We start from the raw sequence: 21,115 nt of genomic DNA, 5'->3' as shown, positions 1-21,115 counted from the left end.
CTGAGCAGTACATTAACAAATCAAAAGAGGCTTTGATTGATTAAGATGAAAACGATTAAATCACTAACTGAAGCCGAAATAGCAGAATTACCCAAGCTGCCAGATGAATGGAAATGGGCAAGAATAGGCGAAATTCACATTTTAAAATCGGATAAGTATAAGGGATCTGGAGAGTCTTTATTTTACGTTGGTTTAGAGCACATAAATAAAGATAAAGGAACTTTGACAGAAGATGTTAAGGTTGATGAGATTAATACTGTAAAAAATAGTTTTAAGAAGGGGGATCTTCTTTACGGAAAACTTAGACCTTATTTGAATAAGGTGTATTTAGCTAATGAAGATGGAGTATGTTCTACAGATATCCTTGTTTTTGAATCAACTCCTTCTTTAAATCTCAATTACTCAAAATACTTTTTTTTGTCATATAAGTTTGTCAATGATATGACCCAGAACTCAAGTGGTGTAAATTTACCAAGGGTCTCAACGAAATATCTGCAAGAGTATCCATTTCCCATAGCTCCTCTCCCCGAACAACGCGCCATAGTCACCAAAATCGATCTTCTCTTCAGCGAACTGGATAACGGAATTGCTAACCTTAAACTGGCACAGGAACAGCTCAAAGTTTATCGGCAGGCGGTGCTGAAGAAAGCTTTTGAAGGAGAGCTCACTAAAAAATGGCGGGAGCAGCAGACAGATTTGCCGGATGAAGGCGATTTGCTGGAACAAATCAGGAAAGAAAGAGAAGAAGCTGCAAAATCTGCCGGTAAGAACGTGAAGAATATTAAGCCTCCTACTGAAATGGAATTGGCAAAGTTGCCAATTATGCCAAAAGAATGGATGTGGGTAAAGTTGGATTACCTTGGCGATTTGGGTAGAGGAAAATCAAAACATAGACCAAGAAATGACAAAATACTTTTTGGAGGGAAATATCCTTTTATTCAAACCGGTGAGGTAAAAGCAGCCAATCATACCATCAAATCTTTTGAAAAAACATATTCCGATTTTGGTTTAGCTCAAAGCAAGTTATGGCCAAAAGGAACATTATGCATTACAATCGCTGCAAATATTGCCGAAACTGCCTTTCTTGGCTTTGAGGGATGCTTTCCTGACAGCATAGTTGGTTTTACAGCTATAGAAAATTTAGTTGTTAAAGAATATGTATACTATTTTTTTATGGGAAATCAATCAAAAATAGAAGCATTCGCACCTGCGACTGCCCAAAAAAATATAAATTTAAACATTCTTGAAAATCTTTTAATTCCCTTCTGTTCTCTTCCCGAACAACAAACCATCGTTCAGGAAATCGAAACCCGCCTTTCAGTCTGCGATAAGATAGAGCAGGATATTGAAACGAATCTGGAAAAAGCCGAAGCTCTGCGGCAGAGTATTTTGAAAAAAGCGTATGAGGGGAAGTTGCTTAATGAAAAAGAGCTGGCAGAGGTTCGAGGGGCAGAGGATTGGCAGCCAGCTGAGGTTTTATTAGAGAGAATAAAGGCTGAAAGGGCAAAAACGGAAAGAAGTGATAAAACTTGATCTCTGAGCAATTAAAAAATATAATTAGAGATGGTGAGGGGTTAACTGTAGAATTCAAAGAGTGCAGAACTCAGATAAACCGTGATGTATATGAGACAGTCTGTGCTTTTTTGAACCGCAATGGAGGGCATATAGTTCTTGGAGTCGATGACAAGGGGAATATTACAGGAATTGATAAAGATGCTCTGCCGCAAATTAAAAAAGACCTGGTTACTGCACTGAACAACCCTCAGAAAATCAATCCACCTTTGTATATATCGCCAGAAACATTGGAACTCGAAGGAAAAACCCTCCTCTATCTTGGCATTCCTGAAAGTTCACAGGTTCACCGCTGTAATGGAAAGATATTTGACCGAAACGAAGATGGAGATCTTGATATAACCAACCACCCTGATGCTGTGGCTCATCTCTATATTCGTAAACAAAGCTCTTTTTCTGAGAATCGTATCTATCCTTATGTCAAACTTGAAGATCTCAGGAGTGACCTTCTCCAGAGAGTACGGAAAATGGTTCGTGCTGAGAACCCTGATCACCCCTGGGGAACCTTGACTGATGAGGAGCTTTTAAGCAGCGCCAAGTTATATCAGCGTGATTATCATACCGGCAAAGAAGGTTACACTCTTGCTGCTATTCTTTTATTAGGCAAGGATGAAGTTATCCAGAGCGTACTTCCCCATTTCAAGACTGATGCCATCCTTCGTAGAGTAAACCTTGACCGTTACGACGACAGGGACGACATACGTACTAACCTTATCGAAAGCTATGACAGGCTAATGGCTTTTGTTGCAAAGCATCTACCTGATCCTTTCTATCTGGAGAAGGATCATAGAATCAGTCTAAGAGACCTGATTTTCAGAGAAGTAGTTACAAATATGCTCGTCCACAGGGAATACATAGATCATTTTCCTGCAAAATTCGTAATTGGAATTGATCAGGTTGTTGCAGAGAATGCAAACCGTCCTCATGGATATGGCATAATAATTCCTTCTAATTTTACACCATATCCTAAAAATCCGGTAATTGCCAGCTTTTTCAAAGAGATTGGAAGAGCAGATGAGTTAGGTTCCGGTGTCAGAAATCTCTACAAGTACACAAAGATTTATTCCGGTAGGACTGACCCTCAGCTTATTGAAGAAGACATTTTTAGGATCTATATTCCTGTTCCCCAGGAACTTATCGTTCAAGCTGCTATTCAACTAACCGCGCAAGTAACCATGCAAGATACCGCGCAAGTAACCATGCAAGATACCGCGCAAGTAACCACGCAAGTCGATAAACGGGATATTATAATCGAATTTTGCAAAGAGCCTAAAACAACTAGTGAAATTATGGAATACTTGCAATTAACACATCGAGAACATTTCCGAAAAGACATATTAAAACCACTTTTGGAGAGCGGTATTCTACATATGATCATTCCTGAAAAACCGACAAGCCCTAAACAAAAATATTATTCTAACCCCAAGGATTCAAACCATGTCTGAAAACACCTCATCCATCGTTTCCAAAGTCTGGAGCTTCTGCAACGTCCTGCGTGACGGGGGCGTGAGTTACGGAGATTATCTGGAACAGTTGACTTATCTCATATTTCTGAAAATGGCTGAAGAGTTCAGTAAGCCTCCGTACAACAGAAATATCGGCATCCCTGAGGAATATACCTGGGACAAATTGAAACAGCAGCGCGGAGCCGAACTGGATACTCGCTACAGGGAACTGCTGGAAGAGCTTGGTCAAAAACCGGGGATGCTCGGGCAGATTTTCCTCAAAGCCCAGAACAAAGTCAGCGATCCTGCAATGCTCTATAAGATCATTGATATGATCGACAAAGAAAGCTGGGTCATGATGGGTGTGGATACAAAAGGAGAGATCTACGAAGGGCTCCTGCAGAAGAATGCCGAAGATACAAAAAGCGGAGCCGGTCAGTATTTCACCCCAAGGCCGCTAATTAAAGTCATGGTTCAGTGCCTCCAGCCCGAGCCCATGAAAACAATCGGAGACCCCTGCTGCGGCACAGGCGGGTTCTTTTTAGCAGCCTATGACTTCCTTACGTCACACTGCCGGCTGGACCAGGAGCAGAGCCGTTTCCTGAAGAACAAAACCTTTGGCGGGAACGAAATCGTTGCCGGAACCCGGCGGCTTGCCCTGATGAATATGTTTCTGCACAACATCGGAGAAATCGACGGTGAGCCCATGATCTCAAATTCCGATGCTCTCATAGCCGATCCGGGTTACCGCTATGATTACATCCTCACCAACCCGCCTTTTGGAAAAAAGAGCAGTATGACCTTCACAAACGAAGAAGGGGAGCAGGAAAAAGAAGAACTCACTTACAACCGCCAGGACTTCTGGACGACCACAAGTAACAAGCAGCTAAACTTTTTGCAGCACATCCATACAATCCTCAAAACAGGCGGTCAGGCAGCAGTGGTACTTCCGGACAACGTCCTCTTTGAAGGCGGAGCAGGAGAGACAATCCGCAAAAAACTCCTTGAAACCACCGACCTTCACACAATCCTGCGCCTGCCGACAGGCATTTTCTACGCAAACGGCGTAAAGGCAAACGTGCTTTTCTTTGAAGCAAAACCCGCAGCTAAAGAACCCTGGACAAAAGAAGTATGGATCTATGATTACCGCACAAATGTGCATCATACATTGAAAAAGAATCCTATGAAATATTCAGATCTGGGAGACTTCATCAAATGCTACAACCCCGAAAATCGCCACAGCCGTAAAGAAACCTGGAGCGAAGAATCTCCAGAAGGCAGGTTCCGGAAATTTAACTATGATGAAATTGTAGAAAGGGATAAAATAAATCTGGATATCTTTTGGCTCAAAGATAAGAGCCTAGCTGATCTGGACAACCTTCCTGACCCTGATATTCTTGCAAATGAAATAATAGAGAATATGGAAGCTTCCTTAGCGAGCTTTAAGGAGATTATGGCTACTATTAATGGTGAAAGTGAAGAGAATTAAAAATAAATTCCTGGCTCTGTAGAAAACCTATCTAAATCAGCTACAATAGGCTGAAAATAAGGAAGTAAAAACAGGTCAAGCTATTCAATTCAAATTAATGAAAATTCTTTATTTCAGAGGATTTCTACAGAGCCAAATTCCTGAATTCTTCCGGAGAGCTCAATATCTGAAGTTTGTCACCTAGAACTTACTCTTTTTATTTGAGAAATTGAGCTTTTAGTCATATTTCTTAGAGATGTCTATCCGTGTTGTTTATTAAGAAGAGGAATCATAAGATAATGTCGACCTGTTCCAGCCCCTGTATAGGCTTTACCTCAAGAGAGAGTAAACTGCCGCAAGTTGAAAAGAGATTTCTTCAAGCTCGAGGGAGAATTTGTCTGTGAAAATGAGAACGAAAATTGTGTTTATGCTCCTTGCCCTGCTGGTGGTCCTCGTATCGGGCTGTATGGATCAAAAAAAGGAAATTGTCGTAGATAAGCCTGGCAATATTTCTAATTATGAATTCGACATTTATCTGAACGAATCAAGCAATCAAACGCTTGCAAATACCACCACATATTATTTGCTGGAAAATGACAAAAAAGTACAGGTTGTCAACATCGTAGTAAATACTAGCAAGCTTGAGATCTATCCTCCCGACATCCTGGGTGGCGGTTCAGAGGAGAGTCCTATTCAAAATTTTGTATTGCTTGTGAACCCGGCAAACGGGACTACACCGAGCCCACAAACTTTTGAGGAGCTTTCGAGAAGAAATGAAACTTCGGCTATTAATTATACCCTAAATCAGGAAGTGATCCAGGGTGTGAAAGTTATAAACCTGGAGTTCAAGGAGCCTGTTACGGGTTTTGTTGCATATACTCTCCAGAGTTCGGGAGATCAGAGTTTTACATTTATTAAACCTGATTCCGAATACATCCGTGTAGTACTTCCAGAAGGATATGTTACTGGTAGCAGGGTATTTGGGATAGCAAGGCCTGAGCCTTCTAGTATAACCTATGACGAAAAAGGAAGGCAAACTCTCCTGTGGATCTCCTCGAAGCTAGGAAGTCGGGAAGAGGCTATTCAGGTTAAATATTATACCCAGTCAGCGCCCCTGCTATTCTCAGCCGCAGTTATAGCCTTACTCTGCGGAGTTGGTCTTGTACTTTTACATTATGCCAAAAGCAGAAAGGAACTTGAGGCTATTAAAGGAATTCTTGACCTCGAAAAAGAATATGAAAAGAAACAGCGGAAAAGGAAATGACCTTGTGAGGATATTTTCCTCCAGATTTTATTCCGTATAACAACTCTTGTTAGAAATTGATAAATTATTTATGACAGTTTGAGTATATTTCCTTATTGATGAAAGCCTGGGGAAAAATCCAAGCTAAACATTTCTTTTCATTTAGATTGACATCAGAAGCCGTAACTCCGATAATAGGTTCCCTTCTTATGTTGCTTATTCTGGTCGTACTCGCAAGTATTATTGCTATCAGTTTTTCTAATATTGCCGAAGAAGGCAAAAGTTCTCAACCGCTGATGGCAAAAATTTCACTTGAATCATGCGAGGGAGGACTTCCTAAAACAGGAAAAGGTCAAGATGCAACTTTTGAGAATAATACGATCATGCTTATACACAAAGGAGGTAGTTCTCTTCCCCTTGATAATATATCCATAAAGATTTCAGGATATGGGAAGTCTTACAGGCCTGCTCTCGAACCGGGTATAAAGGGTTATCTTACAGGAAACATTTCCCTCCTCTACTTAGATTTGATTCCTCATGGAAAAAATCCTGCATACTATCCTGTAAATAACAAAGCCACTCTTGAAGACGGCTTATGGAATGTCGGAGAAAAGCTTGTTCTCTGCGGGCAGGATAGTGCAGTAGGGGCCACTAAATCCAGCGTAAAAGTTAGTGTGGATGGAGACTATAATACCTCTGACAACTACGGCTTCAAGGTGGGTTCTGAAGTTACCCTTAAGGTTATTGACACCAAAAGAAGCAATGTCATTGCTGAACAAAGAGTTATTGTAAAACATGCAGAAGGATGAAAAAAGAAAGGACAAACTCCGTTTTCTTTTTATGATTAAATTTGAGCTTTTTTCTGTACATTTTGTTCCCATTATCCTTATTTTTTGTCTTTATTGAATTTGACAAGTAAAGTTACAGTCCAGCGTTACAGTCCAGCTCTTTCAATCAGTAGATCTGCCACATGTTTTGAATCTTTGAACGGGAAATCCTTTTCAGTAATCAGGCTTTCCGCCTCTCTTGCAGTAACTTCAACGTCACCTATTATGCACGTGGTGTCTAGCCCCTCAGGTAGGGCAGCAATCAATTCATCCATCGTGTTTATGGGAAATTTTGCATCTTTAAGTATTGCTATTATCTGCTCGTAAACCTCTTCCTTTACGCTCATCCTTTACCTCCCATTTCTGTCTTTTTATTTCGTGCCTCAGAGAGCCTGTAAATATTGATTCCTGCTTATAGTCCTGTTTCCATTTTATTTCTACATTCCTGTCAGGCTTATTTTTCCCCGCAGATTAAATAATATTATTTATAGTTATAGGCGACCGTTTCCGAAATGAGATATTCTTTTCCTGAAGTTCCATGATATATTTCAGGTAGAGATCCTTGATATTTTTGAATTTAGCAACCCTGAAATATTCAAGTATTTTTTCAGGAAGGACTCCAGTCGGTAGGGAAGTTCGCGATCGATCCTTCACGAGGAGCGCCCTTTCTGATAGTAATTATTTAGTAATTATTTAGATCGATCAAAAACGAGACTGTTCCGCCTAGGCCGAAGCGCAGGACAGAAGAAGCCTGAAAATTCCAAGTAGGTATTCTCAGGATAAAAATATGTTCGTATTTCTTATGGGGGACTGCCAGTTATAATTAAAAGTTTTGAGATTACTCCATTTTTGAAGGAAAAGTCCTTTTCATCGACAATTTTATAAAATACCTGTTTATATATTTTGAGTGCAATAGTTCTGTTCAGTATTTATAGATATGTTGAACTTAACATATCTGAAAGCTGTAGAGTTCTGGCTGGTGTTTTTTTTCTGTGTCCGGCCAATTACGAGGAATTCTATCCCTTATATAGAAGGTTTACCCCTGTTCCAGGTTATAAATCAATAAACTCCTGTAAAAAAAGTTACTTATAAATACAGTGTATCCTTCTGCGTTATGTTGGAATTTAAATAATTAGGACTTATGCACTTGAAATACAAAATCAAATATAATAAATGTCGCAGTTCAATAAGCATTTTAGACAGTCAAAAATCTAATGCTATTGATTTCACATTTCAACCGCGTAAATCCTGAGAATATGGTTCCTCCAAATAACCCGGCTGTATTACATTAATCCGATCTGTACTCGATACCTTTAGCGTTATGTTTATTTAAACATAACGGTGAACCCCACGGTGGTGTACACATTGCGTAAAAATTCAGAAGAAGAAAAATCTCAGATGGAGACAATTTTGAAGCAGGTAAAGGACCCTGAGCTGCTATCACAGATTGAAAAAGTGGTCCCCTTTCACGGCTTCCTTACCTCCGGGGCATTAATCGGCATTCAGATGCTCAATATTGCCAGGAGGGAGCTTGATGTCCAGGACGGGGAACGCATATTTGTGACCTGCGAAACGAAAAGCTGCATGCCTGACCCATTCCAGATCCTTGCCGGAGCTACTATCGGAAACAACGGGTTAAAGATCATGAATTGGGGAAAGATGGCGGTCACGGTAAACAAGCAGGCGCCTGAAGGCGCTTCCAGCATAAAAGGGATCCGAATACTTCTCGACTCAGAGAAGACAAAGGACTATCCCAAACTCCACGCCTGGTTCCTTAATACTGAAAAATTTTCTCATCTGGAGATTGTACCCATCCTTCTGGCTGCAGGAGAAAAGGTGTATTCCTGGAAATTTGTGGACTTAGATGTTCCGGTTAGAAATAAAAAGCGGATACAGTGCTGTAAAAAATGTGGTGAAATGTTCATTCAGCATGATGATGAACTACTGTGCGGTGGATGCACAGAATAACGTTGAGAGGTAAGCAAAATGGAAGATAATATGCGATTGTCTGTCTTTGCCGAAAAAAAAGACAAGCAGCTGATTTATTCCCCCGAAAAATGCATCGGCTGCGGGACCTGTGTTCAGGCATGCCCTAAAGGTAACCTTGCTGTGGGGGCCGTGGGAGCTATAACAAGAGGCTTGTTGGATGCTGATTTTCTGGAAATAAAAGACAGTGGAGCCTGCCTTGTCTGTGGAATTTGTGCAAAAGTTTGCCCCACAGGTGCTCTTGAAATGAAGCAGGAAGGAAAAACCCTCACTGACATGTCCTATCTTTTCAGGGCCATGAAGCCAACGTCAGTAAATGAAAGCTGTGTCCACTGTGGGCTTTGTGAGGATATCTGCCCGCAAGGCTGTATTGAGGTTACTCGTGAAATTTCAACGGACGGAAAACTGAAACTTGTCGGAAAGACTAATATTGATACCGAGTGCTGTGTGCACTGCGGCTGGTGTGCAGCCGTCTGTCCAACGCATGCGATTTCCGTGGAAAAACCCTTTGAAGGACGCTGGGCCAGGGATGAGGATGTCTGCCAGACCTGTCATACCTGTATTGATGTCTGTCCCGCAAATGCCATTTTTAACAAAAGAGCTAAGCCCGGAGAAAGAGTCGAGAAGATAACTCACCGCCCGGATGCCTGCATTTACTGTGGGGCCTGTGCGGTCGCCTGCCCTGTTGATGCTATTGATGTCAGAAAAACTGCAATTCTCCCGGATGTGGAGAAAAAGGGTTTGCTTGAGAAAAAGCTGCTTGAAGCCTCCGCTCCGGAAGCTCTGCTCCGCACTCGCCTGGAAACCGATGAAGATGCATGTCTGGGCTGTGGAAACTGTGTGATTGTCTGTCCGGTGAATGCCCTTTCTGACCGCGAACTTGCTGCAGGGCACCTGAACAACATGGACGAGAAAGCTCTTCTTGGAGTTAAAAACGGGAGAATTACAGTCATAGACCAGGAACGCTGTGGCGGAGACGGTACGTGCGCCCTTATCTGCCCTGTTGATGCGATCCGTCTTGTAAAAAAAGAGGTGGAATAAATGGCAGGAACAATTGCAATCAAGAACGGATACGTCTTTGATCCCCTCAATGAAGTAAATGGGGAAATAATGGATGTCTTTATCAAAGACGGAAAAATTGTAAGAGAGCTTTCTGCAGCCGAATTGAAAAACGCAAAGGTTATTGATGCCTCCGGTATGACAGTAATGCCCGGAGGAGTAGACTCTCACTCTCATGTTGCAGGTGCAAAGGTTAACGCAGGCAGGTCGATGCGTCCAGAAGACCATTATAAGGCAACTCTCCAGAAGACTGCACTTACTCATTCCGGCTCAGGTTACACTGTCCCTTCGGTATACAAACAGGGATACGATTACGCAGCAATGGGTTACACAACTGTTTTTGAAGCTGCAATTCCCCCTCTTGAAGCTCGCCATACCCATGAAGAGATGCGTGCTACTCCGCTTCTTGATATGGGAGGGTACCTGATACTTGGAAACAACTTCTTTTTGATGCGCTATCTCCGGGATGGAGACATAGAAAAGGCTGCTGCTTATGTAGCCTGGATGATGAAAACTCACAAGTCCTATGGAATTAAGTGTGTCAACCCTGCAGGAGTAGAAAACTGGGGATGGGGTAAAAACGTACACTCTCTTGATGAAGCCAACATCCATTTCGAGATTACCCCACGGGAGACTATAAAAGGGCTTAGTGAGATTAACGAACTCCTCGGTATGCCTGTACCTCTTCACCTGCATGCAAATAACCTGGGACATCCTGGCTGCTTTACAATTACTGAAGACTCCCTCAAAATTCTCGACGGCGTAAAGCCCAGGCAGAACATGGATGTAGAATGGGCTGAAACCAAAATGGATTCTACAAGGGACTGTTCCGTATACCTCGCCCACATGATGTTCAACAGCTTTGCAGGCACTACCTGGGGAGACTGTGAATCTGGAGTAAAAGATATTGCAGCCTACATCAACAACAAAGACCATGTAGTAATCGATAGTGGCTGCACGCCCTTCGGAGAAGCCACAGTTATGACAGGAGATGGACCTGCCATTCAGGATATGTACAAGCTTACAGGAAACAAGTGGTCAAATACTGACGTTGAGATGGAAGGTGGGTCAGGTGTCATTCCCTTCACTTACTTTAAATCCAACCCGGTACACAGCCTGCAGTGGGCAATGGGCCTTGAATGCCTCCTGCTGATCAATGACCCCTGGAAGACAATTATGACCACGGACAGCCCCAATGGTGGGCCATTTACGAAATATCCTGAGGTTATGACCTGGATCATGTCCGAGACTTTCAGAAAGCAGACCTTCAGTGAGTGTCACAAGTGGGCAAACGACAGGAGTGAACTCGGAGGTATAAACCGGGAACTTTCCCTATATGATCTTGCAATTCTGACTAGAGCTAACCCTGCCCGGACAATAGGCATGGCGCACAGGAAAGGTTCTCTTGGCGTGGGCGCTGATGGAGACGTTACTGTTTACAATATAAACCCACAGCAGCTTGATCCAAACAACTACGAGGCTCTCCTCCAGGCCTTCAGGAAGGCAGAATATACCGTTAAGGACGGCGAAATCGTGTCTGTTAAAGGGGAAATTGTTTCCTTGCCTGAGAAGCGGACTTACTATTCTGAAGTGCACGTAGAAAACGAGCGGGAAAAGGAGATGCTGGTTGACGTGAAAGAGTGGTTCAGGTATTACACCCTGGGCTTTGCCAACTATCCGACTCCAGAGAAGTATCTGGCAAACCCGACTCCCATAAAGGTTAACGGTGAGAGGTGAAGCAATGACAGAGGGAGTACTTATTAATAAAAATGAAATTGAGAGTAAACTCGAGGTAGTTATAAAGCCTGGCTCATTTACCGGCGAAAGTGCTGGAGAAATGGCAGAAGTAGTGCTTATTCCTAAAAAAGAGATTGACATCAAAGTGGAAGCTGACGTTATAACTCCTGATGCTTTTGCAGGCAAAAACGCCGAAGAAATCGGAAACCTGGAAGTCTGGCAGGGACCAAAGACCTATCCTCTCTCCGAGTTTTTTGAAGTAATAGGCAACGGAGGCAGTTCTGCAGCTGAGACCCTGATCCGCATGAAAGGTGACGCAATGCGGATTAAAAGGATTGGGGAAGGCATGAGTGCAGGAAAAATCGAGATTGAAGGTTCTGCTGGCATGCACGTAGGCACCGAGATGAAAGGAGGCGAGATTGTCGTTTGCGGAGATGCTGATTCCTGGGCAGGCATGGAAATGACAGGCGGACTTCTGCACATTAAAGGCAATGCCGGAGACCATGTGGGCTGTGCATACAGAGGAAAATGGCACGGCATGAAAGGCGGACGCATTGTCATCGAAGGCTCAGCACGCCACCAGCTCGGAGGCGGCATGGACGGCGGCGAAATCATAGTAGAAGGCAATGTTGAAAGCTTCTGCGGAATCCGCCAGAACGGAGGGCTCATCTTCGTAAAAGGAGGAGCTCTTCGTGCAGTAGGCGCTGAAATGGCAGGAGGTACCATAGTCATAGGAGGCAAAATCGAGCGCTTCTCTCCAGGTTTTGAATTTGCTTCTATGGAAAATAGTGTCAAATGTGGTGAGGTTGAGCTGATAGGCGACTTCAAGAAATTCACAGGGGACTATGCGATCAGCAAGCGGGCAAAAGGAGCGCTTTACGTGGTTGCAGATGCAAACCCGGAACTCTGAGGTGAGAAGCATGGAAGTAATACTCATTACAGGAAGTACGATTAATGAAGGCAGGCTTGCCAAAGGCGGGGATAAGTTCACGGATGATTACATCACGGAGTGTGCATCATGCTGGATTTCTCCTGTAGATTTTGCAGCACTCTGTTGCCCTGAGAAAGTAAAAGTAACAAGCCGGAACGGAAAACATTCGATTGCGGTTTATACGAAATGTACGGATTCAGTCCAGCCAGGGCAGGTGTTCATGCCAAGGGCCATCTGGTCGAATGTTATCATTGATCCTGATACCCTTTCTACGGGTTCTCCCCTCTATAAGGGCGCCCCGGTAACGATTGAGCCCACTGAAGATGAGGTTCTTAGCGCCGAAGATGTAGTGTTGAAAGTATATATCGGAGGGCAGTAAGCATGATTTACAAAAACATAGTCTGTCCGGTCTGCGGGGCGTCCTGTGATGACATCCAGGTTGAATTCGGAGACGGGAAGATTGAAGCAAAAAATGCATGTAAGATGGGAAACGCCAAATTTAAGGAAGTTGTAAGTTCCCACAGGCTCAGGCAGCCTCTCATAAAGAGCGAAGGAAAACTGACCCCCGCAGCCTGGGATGAAGCTCTTGAAAGAGCTGCCGATATCCTTGTTTCGGCAAAGCGTCCCCTGCTTTTCATGGGCAGTGAAACCTCCTGTGAAGCACATGAAATAGGGCTCAAGATAGGAGAATACCTTGGTGCAATTGTTGATTCCAATGCTACTATCTGCCACGGGCCAACAGCTATGGGAATCCAGGAATCCGGAAAAGTCGGTGCAACCGAAGGACAGAAGAAAAACAGGGCTGACCTTTTAGTCTACTGGGGAACCAATCCTCTTGAATCCATGCCGAGACAGATGTCAAGATATGCAGTTTTCCCAAGAGGTTACTGGACAAAGCGCGGGCGTTTCGACAGGACAGTTATCACTGTAGACCCAAGAAAAACTCCAACCGCTGAAGCTTCCGACCTGCATGTGCAGCTCAAACCCGGCTCGGACTACGAACTGATCAGTGCACTTATGACCCTGCTTCACGGAAAAACTCCCCATCCGTCGGTAGAAGAGATCACAGGAGTTCCCATTCCTGTTATGGAAAAGATGCTCGATATGATGAAGAACTGCACTTTCGGAGCTATCTCAGTGGGACTCGGGCTTTCCTCATCCATCGGAAAACACAGGAATGCCGAAATTGCCATGAATTTTGTAAAGGAACTTAATAACTTTGCTAAGTTCACCCTTGGAGCTCTTCGAGGTCACTGCAATGTAGCAGGTTTTAACCAGGTAGCCTCTTACATGTACGGTTACCCCTTCGGGCTTGATTTCACTCGCGGACTCCCGCGCTACAACCCAGGAGAATTTACAACCGTGGACGTACTTCGAGAAAAAGACGTGGATGCAGCCCTCGTGATGTGTGCTGACCTTGTGTGCCATATCCCTGCAGACTGTGCTTCCTATCTTGCCGAAATCCCCATGGTTTGTCTGGATATCGCTCCATGCCCAAGCACAGCTGCTTCGGATGTTGTACTCCCGGGAGTCATTGACGCCATGGAATGTGATGGAACTTTCTACAGGCTTGATGACGTAGCAGTTCACTTCGAACCTTTTACGACTTCGCCCTTCGAATTTACGAAGAGCAATGAAGACACCTTGAAGCAGCTCTTTGAGAAGATAAAAGCGAGGAAGTAAATTTTGTACTGCCCTCTATCTCTAATCACAGGAGAAAACGAAGAAATAACTTAAGTAGGAGGCAAATGCCCTCCTACTTTCCTGACTAGAATTTAAAGAACTTTTAGAATTTTCTGATCTTTTTTAAAGTATTAATTTTGAGACTTTCAGATCCATATTTATATTTTTCAGAGAATTATTTTCAGCGTTCTTAAATAAATTTATTTAAGTTTATATATAAATAAATTAATTATATTGATTAAATAATTATATTAATTAAAGTTTAACTTGATAATTTGTGTACGAAGTTTTTATTTTAATATAGATTTATATTAAAATAGCACAAGTTTTCACTGTTTTTTCATGTATGAGGATATCAAACTTTATTCTTAATAATAATTATGAAGTTTTCAAATTATAGTAGCTGTCTAATTTCTATACAGTTATCATCTTTACTCACTTGTTTGCTCAGTATTGTATACGAAGATTTGAACTTTAATCTAATGTCATATTGACTAATAGACAGTTATTTTGCGAGATCCCGGAAAAATAGTAGGAGATTATTAAAAACTCCATTAGTAGTGGATATTTTCTAAAACCAGGCTAGACCACACCTATTGTTACTTTTTATAGGTTCCTAGTTTATAATTCTATATATTATATTTCCTTGATAATAATGATTTATTGGTAGAATTTGGAATCGTTTTCACTGGTATGTAAAATCAGCATCTAATATGAAGACTATGTTTACCAATAAATAAATTCATGCAAAAATAAAGTTGGATGGCTCATGGTAAAACGATACTCTCAGAGTGAACCTCTACCAGTGGAAAGTGGATTGAGAACAAGGGCTTTAAAGTTGTATCAAATCGAATAAAAATAGGGAGTGTAGATAAATGTGGAAATCAACAATAAAAAAGAGACTGGCTATTTTGTTAGCAGTCCTTTTTGTAGTATCATTGACAGCTGCAGCGGTAAACGCAGAAGCAAATGCTGCTGCTTCTTGTAGTATTACATCTAAGATTGCTAAGACTTCTGGGTGTACTTACACAATAAAATGTTCTTCTGCAGGTAGCGAGGGAGACGAATATTTATGGACTTTTGGAGATTGTAAGTCGTCTACAAGTGAAAATCCAAGTCATATATACACAAACTGTAAGCTACATAAAGTCCAATTAACAGTAACTGATAACACGGATGACAGTGAAGACACATTTAAACTAAATATATAAGTAGTCGAAATATAGTACACTTGGTTAAAGGTTAAGGATTTATTTTCTGCTCCTTATGCTTATTTTTAGATACAGCTCCCTCATTTATTATTCAATCTTTCCCTTGATTTTTATTTAAAGGAAAAGATAAGTGTTTGATGCCGGAGATGAGGACTGTGGAGATTGATTGAAGAAAAACTTTTGACGGTACACGATCAGTAATATGAAATCCGAAGATGAGTAGTGTAACTTCATTATTTGTCTGATTGGGAAAATTAAGATAGTGATTTAGCTATTATAATCCTTTTTTAAGACTTTTATCTTGAGGTTTTTCATCCTTTAGTCTGCTCTATTATTGCATGATACTTGTACTCATAATACATTGATTTTACAAAAGTAGTTTCAAAGCTATATTTATCAGCTACTTTTTTAATTGTGTTTGGGTTATGGGCAAACCCGAGAATGTCTCTTGGGCGGTTATTCAAGCTTGCCGCTAATACAACCTTAAACTCAAAACCGATTTTGCGTAAAATATTCCAGAAGCTTGCATCCTGTGAGAACAGCCCTATTTTCCACAACGGGTATAATCTGGGGTCTAGTATGTCGAACAACACTATTTTACCCCCTTTATTAAGATAATTTGAAGCATTAAAAATAAAGCTATCAATTTCCTGCAATGTCAAATACTGAAGTACTCCAGCTGCGGTTATTCGATCAAAGGAGCATTCCAGTTTATTCCAGACTGTTTTGTCATCAGCCTGGATTAACGATATATTCCTACATTTTCTTTCCCTGATTCTTTTGCTTGCTTCGTCAAGCATGGATGCTGAGAAATCAACTCCTATCATCTTTTCATATTCCGGCGCGTAGTAAACTAGGAGTTCGCCTGCACCGCATCCAAAGTCAAGTAGGGTTTTGCCCCCATCCAGATGGAACAGTTTTTCTCTTGCTTCCATAGATAGAAATTCTTCAGCCGAAGATCTGTGGCCACCATCTCTCCTACCTGCGAAAAACTCTATCCAGAAGTTCTTTTGTTTGGACAAGTTTTTTTCATTCTCCCCAAACATACATTTTGTACCCCCAAATCTCGTTTTTTTCTACATCGTTTTATATATATTTTTATACGATCCCCAAATATATAAATCATTTAAAAGCCAATAAAGCCTATTTAATGGCTTAAATAAATTTTTGTTGCTTCGTTAATAAAAATGCAGTATGTTAATCAGTTATATTCCATTTAGGTAACTGATAAGCCTTAATTTTTGATTTTATTGCCCCATGCCCCTCATTTTACGAGTTCAATTAATATTAGTAAAAATATAGCCTTGTCTTTATTTCTTCACTCAGAGAAGACTTGTAGCCATTTCTTTGTCGAATTCCGTAATTTACAATTATTTCTCATTTATGACCTAAATCTAAGATTAAATAGGAAATAAAATATACTTTTGGAAATCATTATTCACCTTAATTATGGGAAAAAAATAGAAATAAGCTTCAGTTTGATTGTGAATTTTAGAGAACCCTAGTTAACCTTAGATTGCAGAGTTATGTTATTTCTTCAAAGTCCCGATGACAGGATAACCCTTTAATATCTTAGACCCGTGTGGTGTTTTGTCCATTTTTCCCGTAAGGTCTGTCCCAGCTTTGCATCCTTTATGACTACCATTTATCCAAATATCATTGTCAGAAACATCATAGACCTGGCCTTGATAGGCAACGTATGCCTTCCCATTTTCACCGTTGTATTCTGCCAGTTCTTTAAGTGTATATTCCTTTGTCTTCGATTTCTCGGTCACATTATGCATTTCAGTTGCAATCTGCCTTTCCGTTGCTTTTTCTCCAGCTGGAGTAACTGCTTGAGCAGGAGTTACAGCCTTTTCTGGGGTTCCTGTTTCATTTGGAGTTACAGGTTTATTTCCCGCACATCCTATTGCAAGGAACACGCCAAGCAATACTATCAGTATAATCAGCGCCTTTCTCACTATTTCACCCATACAATATGACTGTTGTATCCTGAAATGATTTCGCAGATTCAAAACCAGTTAAAAGTTCAATGCACGATAAAACAGCAGGCAAAGAAAAAGTTAAACGTTGAGTAAATTCCAATTACATCCTGGCACTGTAGATTATTTTGTAAATTCCATGTAGAGATTACATTATCACCTTTATGTGGAGTATCTCCAGAACTGCTGATTCTCTCCGCGTCTTAATTCCATCGATAACGAAAGCAAGATAGGAGGCTTGCTTAGTTTCTAAGCCCCCGAATTAAATTTCTTTGACTTTTTGCCCCTTATCCTCGTAGTTAACCCCACAGCTCACGATCCTTTTCATTATCATATACTTTCTCTATCCACTTTTCACGAAGCATACTAATCCAGTTGGGATGTTCAACACCCTCATATTCGAATCCTAAAAACTTGTCTTTGCCAAAGTGACTAAACGAAAGTGAAGCGACTTGCTCGAGTGATATGTCATCAAGAGGCATTAACCCAAAAATTCCATACGTTGGACCTGTAGCCGGCACAATACCAATTACAGTTTCCTCATTCCCGATATAAGTGTCAACACCGTAAATACCACTGACTGAGCCATCTTGATATACTGGATTTGATTTAACAAATGTCTTCGTAAATTCCCTGTTGCCTAAATCCTTTTCTTGTACTGTATACTGGACAAGTGCATATCCAACTAAAACGCGCTTTGTAACATACTCAGAAATTCCATCTATGTTCTCAAAGCCAATCTTCATCGGAATAGCGTTAACAGCTTCCTTGATCTTATCATACAATTGCTCATTCTGCACCACGTTAATCACTCCCCTAGATAAGCGTTAATATTGTCTCTAATTCTTATAAGGCCTTTTTTATTCATAATCGTGAGTACATACCCGTATTCTCTCAGAGGGTTAGCCTTGCGGAGAGCAACCGGTCAGAAGATGCTAGAGAGCAAGCCAGAAAATGTAGTAGTTTTCCCATAAATTACTGCATAAAAGAAGTAGGCGACTCAAGAATTGGCGAGATTCATCAGAAAATTGATAGTTACTGCAAACCGCAGGAAGGTATAAGGGAGGTACCTGTGGTTTTTATATGGGAACCGGATGAGGAGGATCTTCCGTTACCGGACTATGACCTACCGGACTATGACCTTCAGATCTTCGAGAAAGTCAAAAATAATTCCGGATCCATAGCCACTCGACGAACGATGCTTATAATAAACCAACGTATTGGATAACGAAGAGGAAACGGTTGACAACAAGACAACCAATCAAACTCCAGGCTTGATTTCAATAATGGTTACCTTAGGGCTTTTATCGTTGCTGATCATTAAGCGCTCACAGTTATTTTTTAAGCTTTACTTTGCCAGAGATTTCCAAAGATTTTTCAGGCTATTTATACCTTTTTTCCCTCAAGAATAATTCCCTTTCTTTTTATTTGCTTCTTCTAAACGCAACCTTTGCTCCGCAGCACTGATGCAATTTTTTTGTTCCTCCTGCTTCACTTACCAAAGTAAGCATAATCATAGGATCAAGAATTCGGGTTCCCATTAATGCAGTAATTCCTCTCTCGAAAAATGGAGTAGGGTAAAGAGGGGCGCTTGGGCCGAGAAGGATAACTTCCCTTGCTGTACCCCGGAGGGAAAGGAGTTCGTCAAAAGTCCTATTGGCAAGAGTACTCGCACTGATAATTATCACATCCGATTGAGGGAGGACTTCTCTGGCTTTTTCCGAAGATAGAGTCCGGGTTTCAGGAGATTCGATTTCACGCTTTTCGAGGACCGTGAATTTCTCGGTTATTTTCAGGATCTTCGGGACAAGGGGACCAAAATAGCCTACCATTGCAACCCGATCCCCGGGTTTTATAAGATCAAGGACATCTACGTTTGATACAGTAAAGTTCTCAGGTTCAAGCTCTCTCAACATTTGGGAAAGCGCATTTACGGTTGCAATCCCGACCGCGGCTTCAAGTGGATTTTCGGACAGGGCAAGTTCAAGCATTTTATCCGCAGTTTTGCCTTTTATGGTTTCCGTAAAACCCAGAGCAGGACAACCGGAAAATTCGTAAAGCGGAGTGCAGGCAACACCTCCGTAATTTCCGGAAATCAGGACTCCGGTGTAGGCAAGGCCTATGCGGACATCTTCGACTTTTATTTCTTCAAGGGCAGACCCTAAGTTCTGCCTGAGTTCGTTTATGAGGGCTGCTACTACACTATACTCTTCCATACCTCTATTTTCCTCCGTAACTCTGTTTTTTGATGGAGATCTCTTCTTCATATTCTCCTTCCGTTTCTCTTTTTTCCTCGATTCATATCCTTTCTATTTTCGTTGTGAAGTCAAGCGGATTTGCATAATAGGGAGCGCTTATGACAATAATATCGACAAAAGGAGCGTATTCAGGAATTTTGGATGCTTCAATTCCTCCGACTGCAAGTTCGAGTTTCGGGTTGAGTTTCTTAAGTTCAGGCCCGAGTTCTTGAACTTCTTCCGGAGAAAGGTGGTCAAGGAGCATGATATCCGATATTCCGGCATATCTAAATGCTTCTTCCTTCGTTCTGGGCTCGATTTCTATCTTTTTCATAGACCTGAGTTTTCCCAGTTCTCCGGCAACATCCAGATGATTCTGGCTTATCTGGATGGAATCACTCAGGGAGTTTCGGTGAATATCTCCTCCACCTGCCCGGACGGCTTTAAGCTCAAATATCCGGGACCCGGGGTGGGTCTTTCGGCTTGTTGCAATGATAAGGTCAGGATTTGCCTTTCTGCCTGAGCTTACCATAGATGCTGTTTTTGTGGCAATAGCGCACATGAGGGAGAGAAATGTCTGGGAAACCCTCCAAAATTTGAACAGGAGTTTAAGGTCTCCTTCGGCTTCAAAAATCGTATCCCCAGGCTTGAAAGGCTCCCCATCTCGAAGAAAATTCAAAGCTTTCAGATTTTTTCTTTCATAATATTCTGCCAGGTCGCCGGCACAGGCGCAAGTTCCATTTTCTCTTGAAATTATCCTCAGTTTTCCTCTGCCTTCAAGCCCTAGCAGTTCTGCGCTTTCATCCTGATAGGGGCAATCCTCGTAAAAATAAAACTCAAAAAAATCTATCATACTTTACCTCAAAAATTCCCTTCATAAGCTCCTTAGAGCAAATCTTTAGATCCATATCTGTATGTGGACTTTTGTGATATGTCTGAACATACATAACGGTTAATATAGGTTTTTATAAAATATAGGTGAAAACGTTACAAAAGTAGTTGGAATGTTTGGGCTGCTCACCAGCTCTGAATTCTCAAAAAAAGAAAGATGTTATCCTTCCCATTCAAAATTCAAATACTCTCTGCCTGTAATTTTCCAATATTTCAGTTCCTTTTTCCCTGGATATGCTGCCCACTTCGTAAATGATATAAGATGGAAGCACTTTCATTCCCATATATTCAAAAATGCAGTGAGTTATCGACTCCAGATGCTTATTCAAGTCTCTGTGGGCTCCTCCCTCAGAATACATTTCTTTCGGAGCTCCAGTAGTTGTAACAAGCATTACGGATTTTCCTTTAAAGAGTCCGGTATCGTAGACATTGTTAGTAACCGGATTAAATCCAAACCCAGGAGCCAGGATGCGATCAATCCAGCCTTTCATTATAGCTGGCATGGAAGTGAAAAAAATCGGAAACTGAAAAATCAGAAGGTCAGCCCATTTTACTTTTTTCATCTCCTCTTTAATATCAGGCGCAAAAGCCCCTGTTTTGTAGGCCTGGATCGCTTCAAAGAACGGCTTGAAGATATCTGGTTTTTTTCTTTCGGTAAAATCTCCCGCATTGAGTACAGGATTGAAATTCGTTGCATAAAGATCTGAGAGCTTCACTTCATGTCCTTTCTCCTGCAGGGCAGCAAGAGCTGTATCCTTTAAAGCGCCATTAAAAGATTTAGGTTCCGGGTGTGCGTAAACATAAAGAATTTTCATTTCATTCCCCCAAATTCCATTTATAAAA

The 21,115-nt window shown here is 41.6% G+C and carries 20 protein-coding genes; 13 read left to right on the top strand and 7 right to left on the bottom strand.

The window, feature by feature from the left end:
* Nucleotides 1–45: 45 nt before the first annotated feature.
* The 5 genes from BP549_RS02315 (at nt 46) to BP549_RS02295 (ending at nt 6,537) form a co-directional block, all read left to right on the top strand.
* The gene (locus BP549_RS02315) at nt 46–1,533 is read left to right on the top strand and encodes a restriction endonuclease subunit S (protein WP_292377795.1); all 1,488 of its coding nucleotides are present in this window, start codon (nt 46–48) and stop codon (nt 1,531–1,533) included.
* Nucleotides 1,530–3,017: an RNA-binding domain-containing protein gene (locus BP549_RS02310; RefSeq protein ID WP_292377773.1), complete on the top strand. Its 1,488-nt coding sequence runs from the start codon at nt 1,530–1,532 to the stop codon at nt 3,015–3,017. Before BP549_RS02315 ends, BP549_RS02310 begins: the two co-directional genes overlap by 4 nt.
* Nucleotides 3,010–4,506, top strand: a complete 1,497-nt coding sequence (locus tag BP549_RS02305; protein ID WP_292377771.1) for an HsdM family class I SAM-dependent methyltransferase — start codon at nt 3,010–3,012, stop codon at nt 4,504–4,506. Before BP549_RS02310 ends, BP549_RS02305 begins: the two co-directional genes overlap by 8 nt.
* A gap of 385 nt (nt 4,507–4,891) precedes the next feature.
* Entirely contained in the window at nt 4,892–5,749 is an 858-nt protein-coding gene (locus BP549_RS02300) for a DUF5803 family protein (RefSeq protein ID WP_292377794.1), read from the top strand.
* A 98-nt stretch (nt 5,750–5,847) separates the two neighbouring features.
* Nucleotides 5,848–6,537 carry a type IV pilin gene (locus BP549_RS02295; RefSeq protein WP_292377768.1) on the top strand — a complete coding sequence of 230 codons (690 nt, stop codon included), beginning with the start codon at nt 5,848–5,850 and terminating at the stop codon, nt 6,535–6,537.
* A 125-nt stretch (nt 6,538–6,662) separates the two neighbouring features.
* On the opposite strand, the gene BP549_RS02290 is transcribed toward BP549_RS02295, so the two are convergent.
* Nucleotides 6,663–6,902, bottom strand: coding sequence for an MTH865 family protein (locus BP549_RS02290; RefSeq protein WP_292376811.1), 240 nt, complete (start codon nt 6,900–6,902; stop codon nt 6,663–6,665).
* 1,018 nt (nt 6,903–7,920) lie between these two features.
* On the opposite strand from BP549_RS02290, the gene BP549_RS02285 reads away from it, so the two are divergent.
* From BP549_RS02285 to BP549_RS02255, 7 genes are all read left to right on the top strand, one after another.
* Nucleotides 7,921–8,523 (top strand): FmdE family protein, encoded by a 603-nt coding sequence (locus BP549_RS02285; protein ID WP_292377767.1) that lies wholly within the window; start codon nt 7,921–7,923, stop codon nt 8,521–8,523.
* An 18-nt stretch (nt 8,524–8,541) separates the two neighbouring features.
* The gene (locus BP549_RS02280; protein ID WP_292377765.1) at nt 8,542–9,582 is read left to right on the top strand and encodes a 4Fe-4S binding protein; all 1,041 of its coding nucleotides are present in this window, start codon (nt 8,542–8,544) and stop codon (nt 9,580–9,582) included.
* The gene (locus BP549_RS02275; RefSeq protein WP_292377764.1) at nt 9,583–11,337 is read left to right on the top strand and encodes a formylmethanofuran dehydrogenase subunit A; all 1,755 of its coding nucleotides are present in this window, start codon (nt 9,583–9,585) and stop codon (nt 11,335–11,337) included.
* A 4-nt stretch (nt 11,338–11,341) separates the two neighbouring features.
* The gene (locus BP549_RS02270; protein ID WP_349682318.1) at nt 11,342–12,247 is read left to right on the top strand and encodes a formylmethanofuran dehydrogenase subunit C; all 906 of its coding nucleotides are present in this window, start codon (nt 11,342–11,344) and stop codon (nt 12,245–12,247) included.
* Between the two features lie 10 nt (nt 12,248–12,257).
* Nucleotides 12,258–12,647 carry a molybdopterin dinucleotide binding domain-containing protein gene (locus BP549_RS02265; protein WP_292377762.1) on the top strand — a complete coding sequence of 130 codons (390 nt, stop codon included), beginning with the start codon at nt 12,258–12,260 and terminating at the stop codon, nt 12,645–12,647.
* 2 nt (nt 12,648–12,649) lie between these two features.
* Nucleotides 12,650–13,951: a formylmethanofuran dehydrogenase subunit B gene (locus tag BP549_RS02260; RefSeq protein ID WP_292377759.1), complete on the top strand. Its 1,302-nt coding sequence runs from the start codon at nt 12,650–12,652 to the stop codon at nt 13,949–13,951.
* A gap of 875 nt (nt 13,952–14,826) precedes the next feature.
* Entirely contained in the window at nt 14,827–15,162 is a 336-nt protein-coding gene (locus BP549_RS02255) for a PKD domain-containing protein (RefSeq protein ID WP_292377756.1), read from the top strand.
* Nucleotides 15,163–15,473: 311 nt separating this feature from the next.
* Here the strand turns inward: BP549_RS02255 and BP549_RS02250 are convergent, their stop codons facing one another.
* The 3 genes from BP549_RS02250 to BP549_RS02240 all read right to left on the bottom strand — a co-directional run bounded on the left by BP549_RS02250 (nt 15,474) and on the right by BP549_RS02240 (nt 17,947).
* Entirely contained in the window at nt 15,474–16,208 is a 735-nt protein-coding gene (locus BP549_RS02250) for a class I SAM-dependent methyltransferase (RefSeq protein WP_292377753.1), read from the bottom strand.
* A 483-nt stretch (nt 16,209–16,691) separates the two neighbouring features.
* A complete protein-coding gene (locus BP549_RS02245) occupies nt 16,692–17,135 on the bottom strand; it encodes a cytochrome b5 domain-containing protein (RefSeq protein WP_292377751.1) in 444 nt (147 codons plus the stop codon).
* A 308-nt stretch (nt 17,136–17,443) separates the two neighbouring features.
* Complete coding sequence (locus BP549_RS02240) at nt 17,444–17,947, bottom strand: hypothetical protein (protein ID WP_292377750.1); 504 nt, start codon at nt 17,945–17,947, stop codon at nt 17,444–17,446.
* Between the two features lie 269 nt (nt 17,948–18,216).
* Here BP549_RS02240 and BP549_RS02235 point away from each other — a divergent pair, with 269 nt between their 5' ends.
* The gene (locus BP549_RS02235; protein ID WP_292377748.1) at nt 18,217–18,372 is read left to right on the top strand and encodes a hypothetical protein; all 156 of its coding nucleotides are present in this window, start codon (nt 18,217–18,219) and stop codon (nt 18,370–18,372) included.
* 196 nt (nt 18,373–18,568) lie between these two features.
* Here BP549_RS02235 and BP549_RS02230 read toward each other — a convergent pair whose 3' ends face one another.
* From BP549_RS02230 to BP549_RS02220, 3 genes are all read right to left on the bottom strand, one after another.
* The gene (locus tag BP549_RS02230) at nt 18,569–19,360 is read right to left on the bottom strand and encodes a Rossmann-like domain-containing protein (protein WP_292377747.1); all 792 of its coding nucleotides are present in this window, start codon (nt 19,358–19,360) and stop codon (nt 18,569–18,571) included.
* Between the two features lie 82 nt (nt 19,361–19,442).
* Nucleotides 19,443–20,234, bottom strand: a complete 792-nt coding sequence (locus BP549_RS02225) for a nicotinate-nucleotide pyrophosphorylase (protein ID WP_292377746.1) — start codon at nt 20,232–20,234, stop codon at nt 19,443–19,445.
* A gap of 211 nt (nt 20,235–20,445) precedes the next feature.
* Nucleotides 20,446–21,087 (bottom strand): NAD(P)H-dependent oxidoreductase, encoded by a 642-nt coding sequence (locus BP549_RS02220; protein ID WP_292377743.1) that lies wholly within the window; start codon nt 21,085–21,087, stop codon nt 20,446–20,448.
* Between the last annotated feature and the right edge of the window lie 28 nt (nt 21,088–21,115).

It is taken from the genome of Methanosarcina sp. UBA289 (assembly GCA_002496565.1).
Lineage (GTDB): Archaea > Halobacteriota > Methanosarcinia > Methanosarcinales > Methanosarcinaceae > Methanosarcina.
The sequence above is the reverse complement of the archived record's forward strand: the minus strand, read 5'-3'. Positions and strand labels throughout refer to the sequence as shown.

Coding starts and splice junctions, on each gene's coding strand:
- BP549_RS02280 (WP_292377765.1), top strand. CDS start 8,542: ATGGAAGATAATATGCGATTGTCTGTCTTTGCCGAAAAAAAAGACAAG.
- BP549_RS02290 (WP_292376811.1), bottom strand. CDS start 6,902: ATGAGCGTAAAGGAAGAGGTTTACGAGCAGATAATAGCAATACTTAAA.
- BP549_RS02250 (WP_292377753.1), bottom strand. CDS start 16,208: ATGTTTGGGGAGAATGAAAAAAACTTGTCCAAACAAAAGAACTTCTGG.
- BP549_RS02270 (WP_349682318.1), top strand. CDS start 11,342: ATGACAGAGGGAGTACTTATTAATAAAAATGAAATTGAGAGTAAACTC.
- BP549_RS02220 (WP_292377743.1), bottom strand. CDS start 21,087: ATGAAAATTCTTTATGTTTACGCACACCCGGAACCTAAATCTTTTAAT.
- BP549_RS02315 (WP_292377795.1), top strand. CDS start 46: ATGAAAACGATTAAATCACTAACTGAAGCCGAAATAGCAGAATTACCC.
- BP549_RS02305 (WP_292377771.1), top strand. CDS start 3,010: ATGTCTGAAAACACCTCATCCATCGTTTCCAAAGTCTGGAGCTTCTGC.
- BP549_RS02295 (WP_292377768.1), top strand. CDS start 5,848: ATGAAAGCCTGGGGAAAAATCCAAGCTAAACATTTCTTTTCATTTAGA.
- BP549_RS02225 (WP_292377746.1), bottom strand. CDS start 20,234: ATGATAGATTTTTTTGAGTTTTATTTTTACGAGGATTGCCCCTATCAG.
- BP549_RS02245 (WP_292377751.1), bottom strand. CDS start 17,135: ATGGGTGAAATAGTGAGAAAGGCGCTGATTATACTGATAGTATTGCTT.
- BP549_RS02300 (WP_292377794.1), top strand. CDS start 4,892: ATGAGAACGAAAATTGTGTTTATGCTCCTTGCCCTGCTGGTGGTCCTC.
- BP549_RS02230 (WP_292377747.1), bottom strand. CDS start 19,360: ATGGAAGAGTATAGTGTAGTAGCAGCCCTCATAAACGAACTCAGGCAG.
- BP549_RS02255 (WP_292377756.1), top strand. CDS start 14,827: ATGTGGAAATCAACAATAAAAAAGAGACTGGCTATTTTGTTAGCAGTC.
- BP549_RS02275 (WP_292377764.1), top strand. CDS start 9,583: ATGGCAGGAACAATTGCAATCAAGAACGGATACGTCTTTGATCCCCTC.
- BP549_RS02260 (WP_292377759.1), top strand. CDS start 12,650: ATGATTTACAAAAACATAGTCTGTCCGGTCTGCGGGGCGTCCTGTGAT.
- BP549_RS02265 (WP_292377762.1), top strand. CDS start 12,258: ATGGAAGTAATACTCATTACAGGAAGTACGATTAATGAAGGCAGGCTT.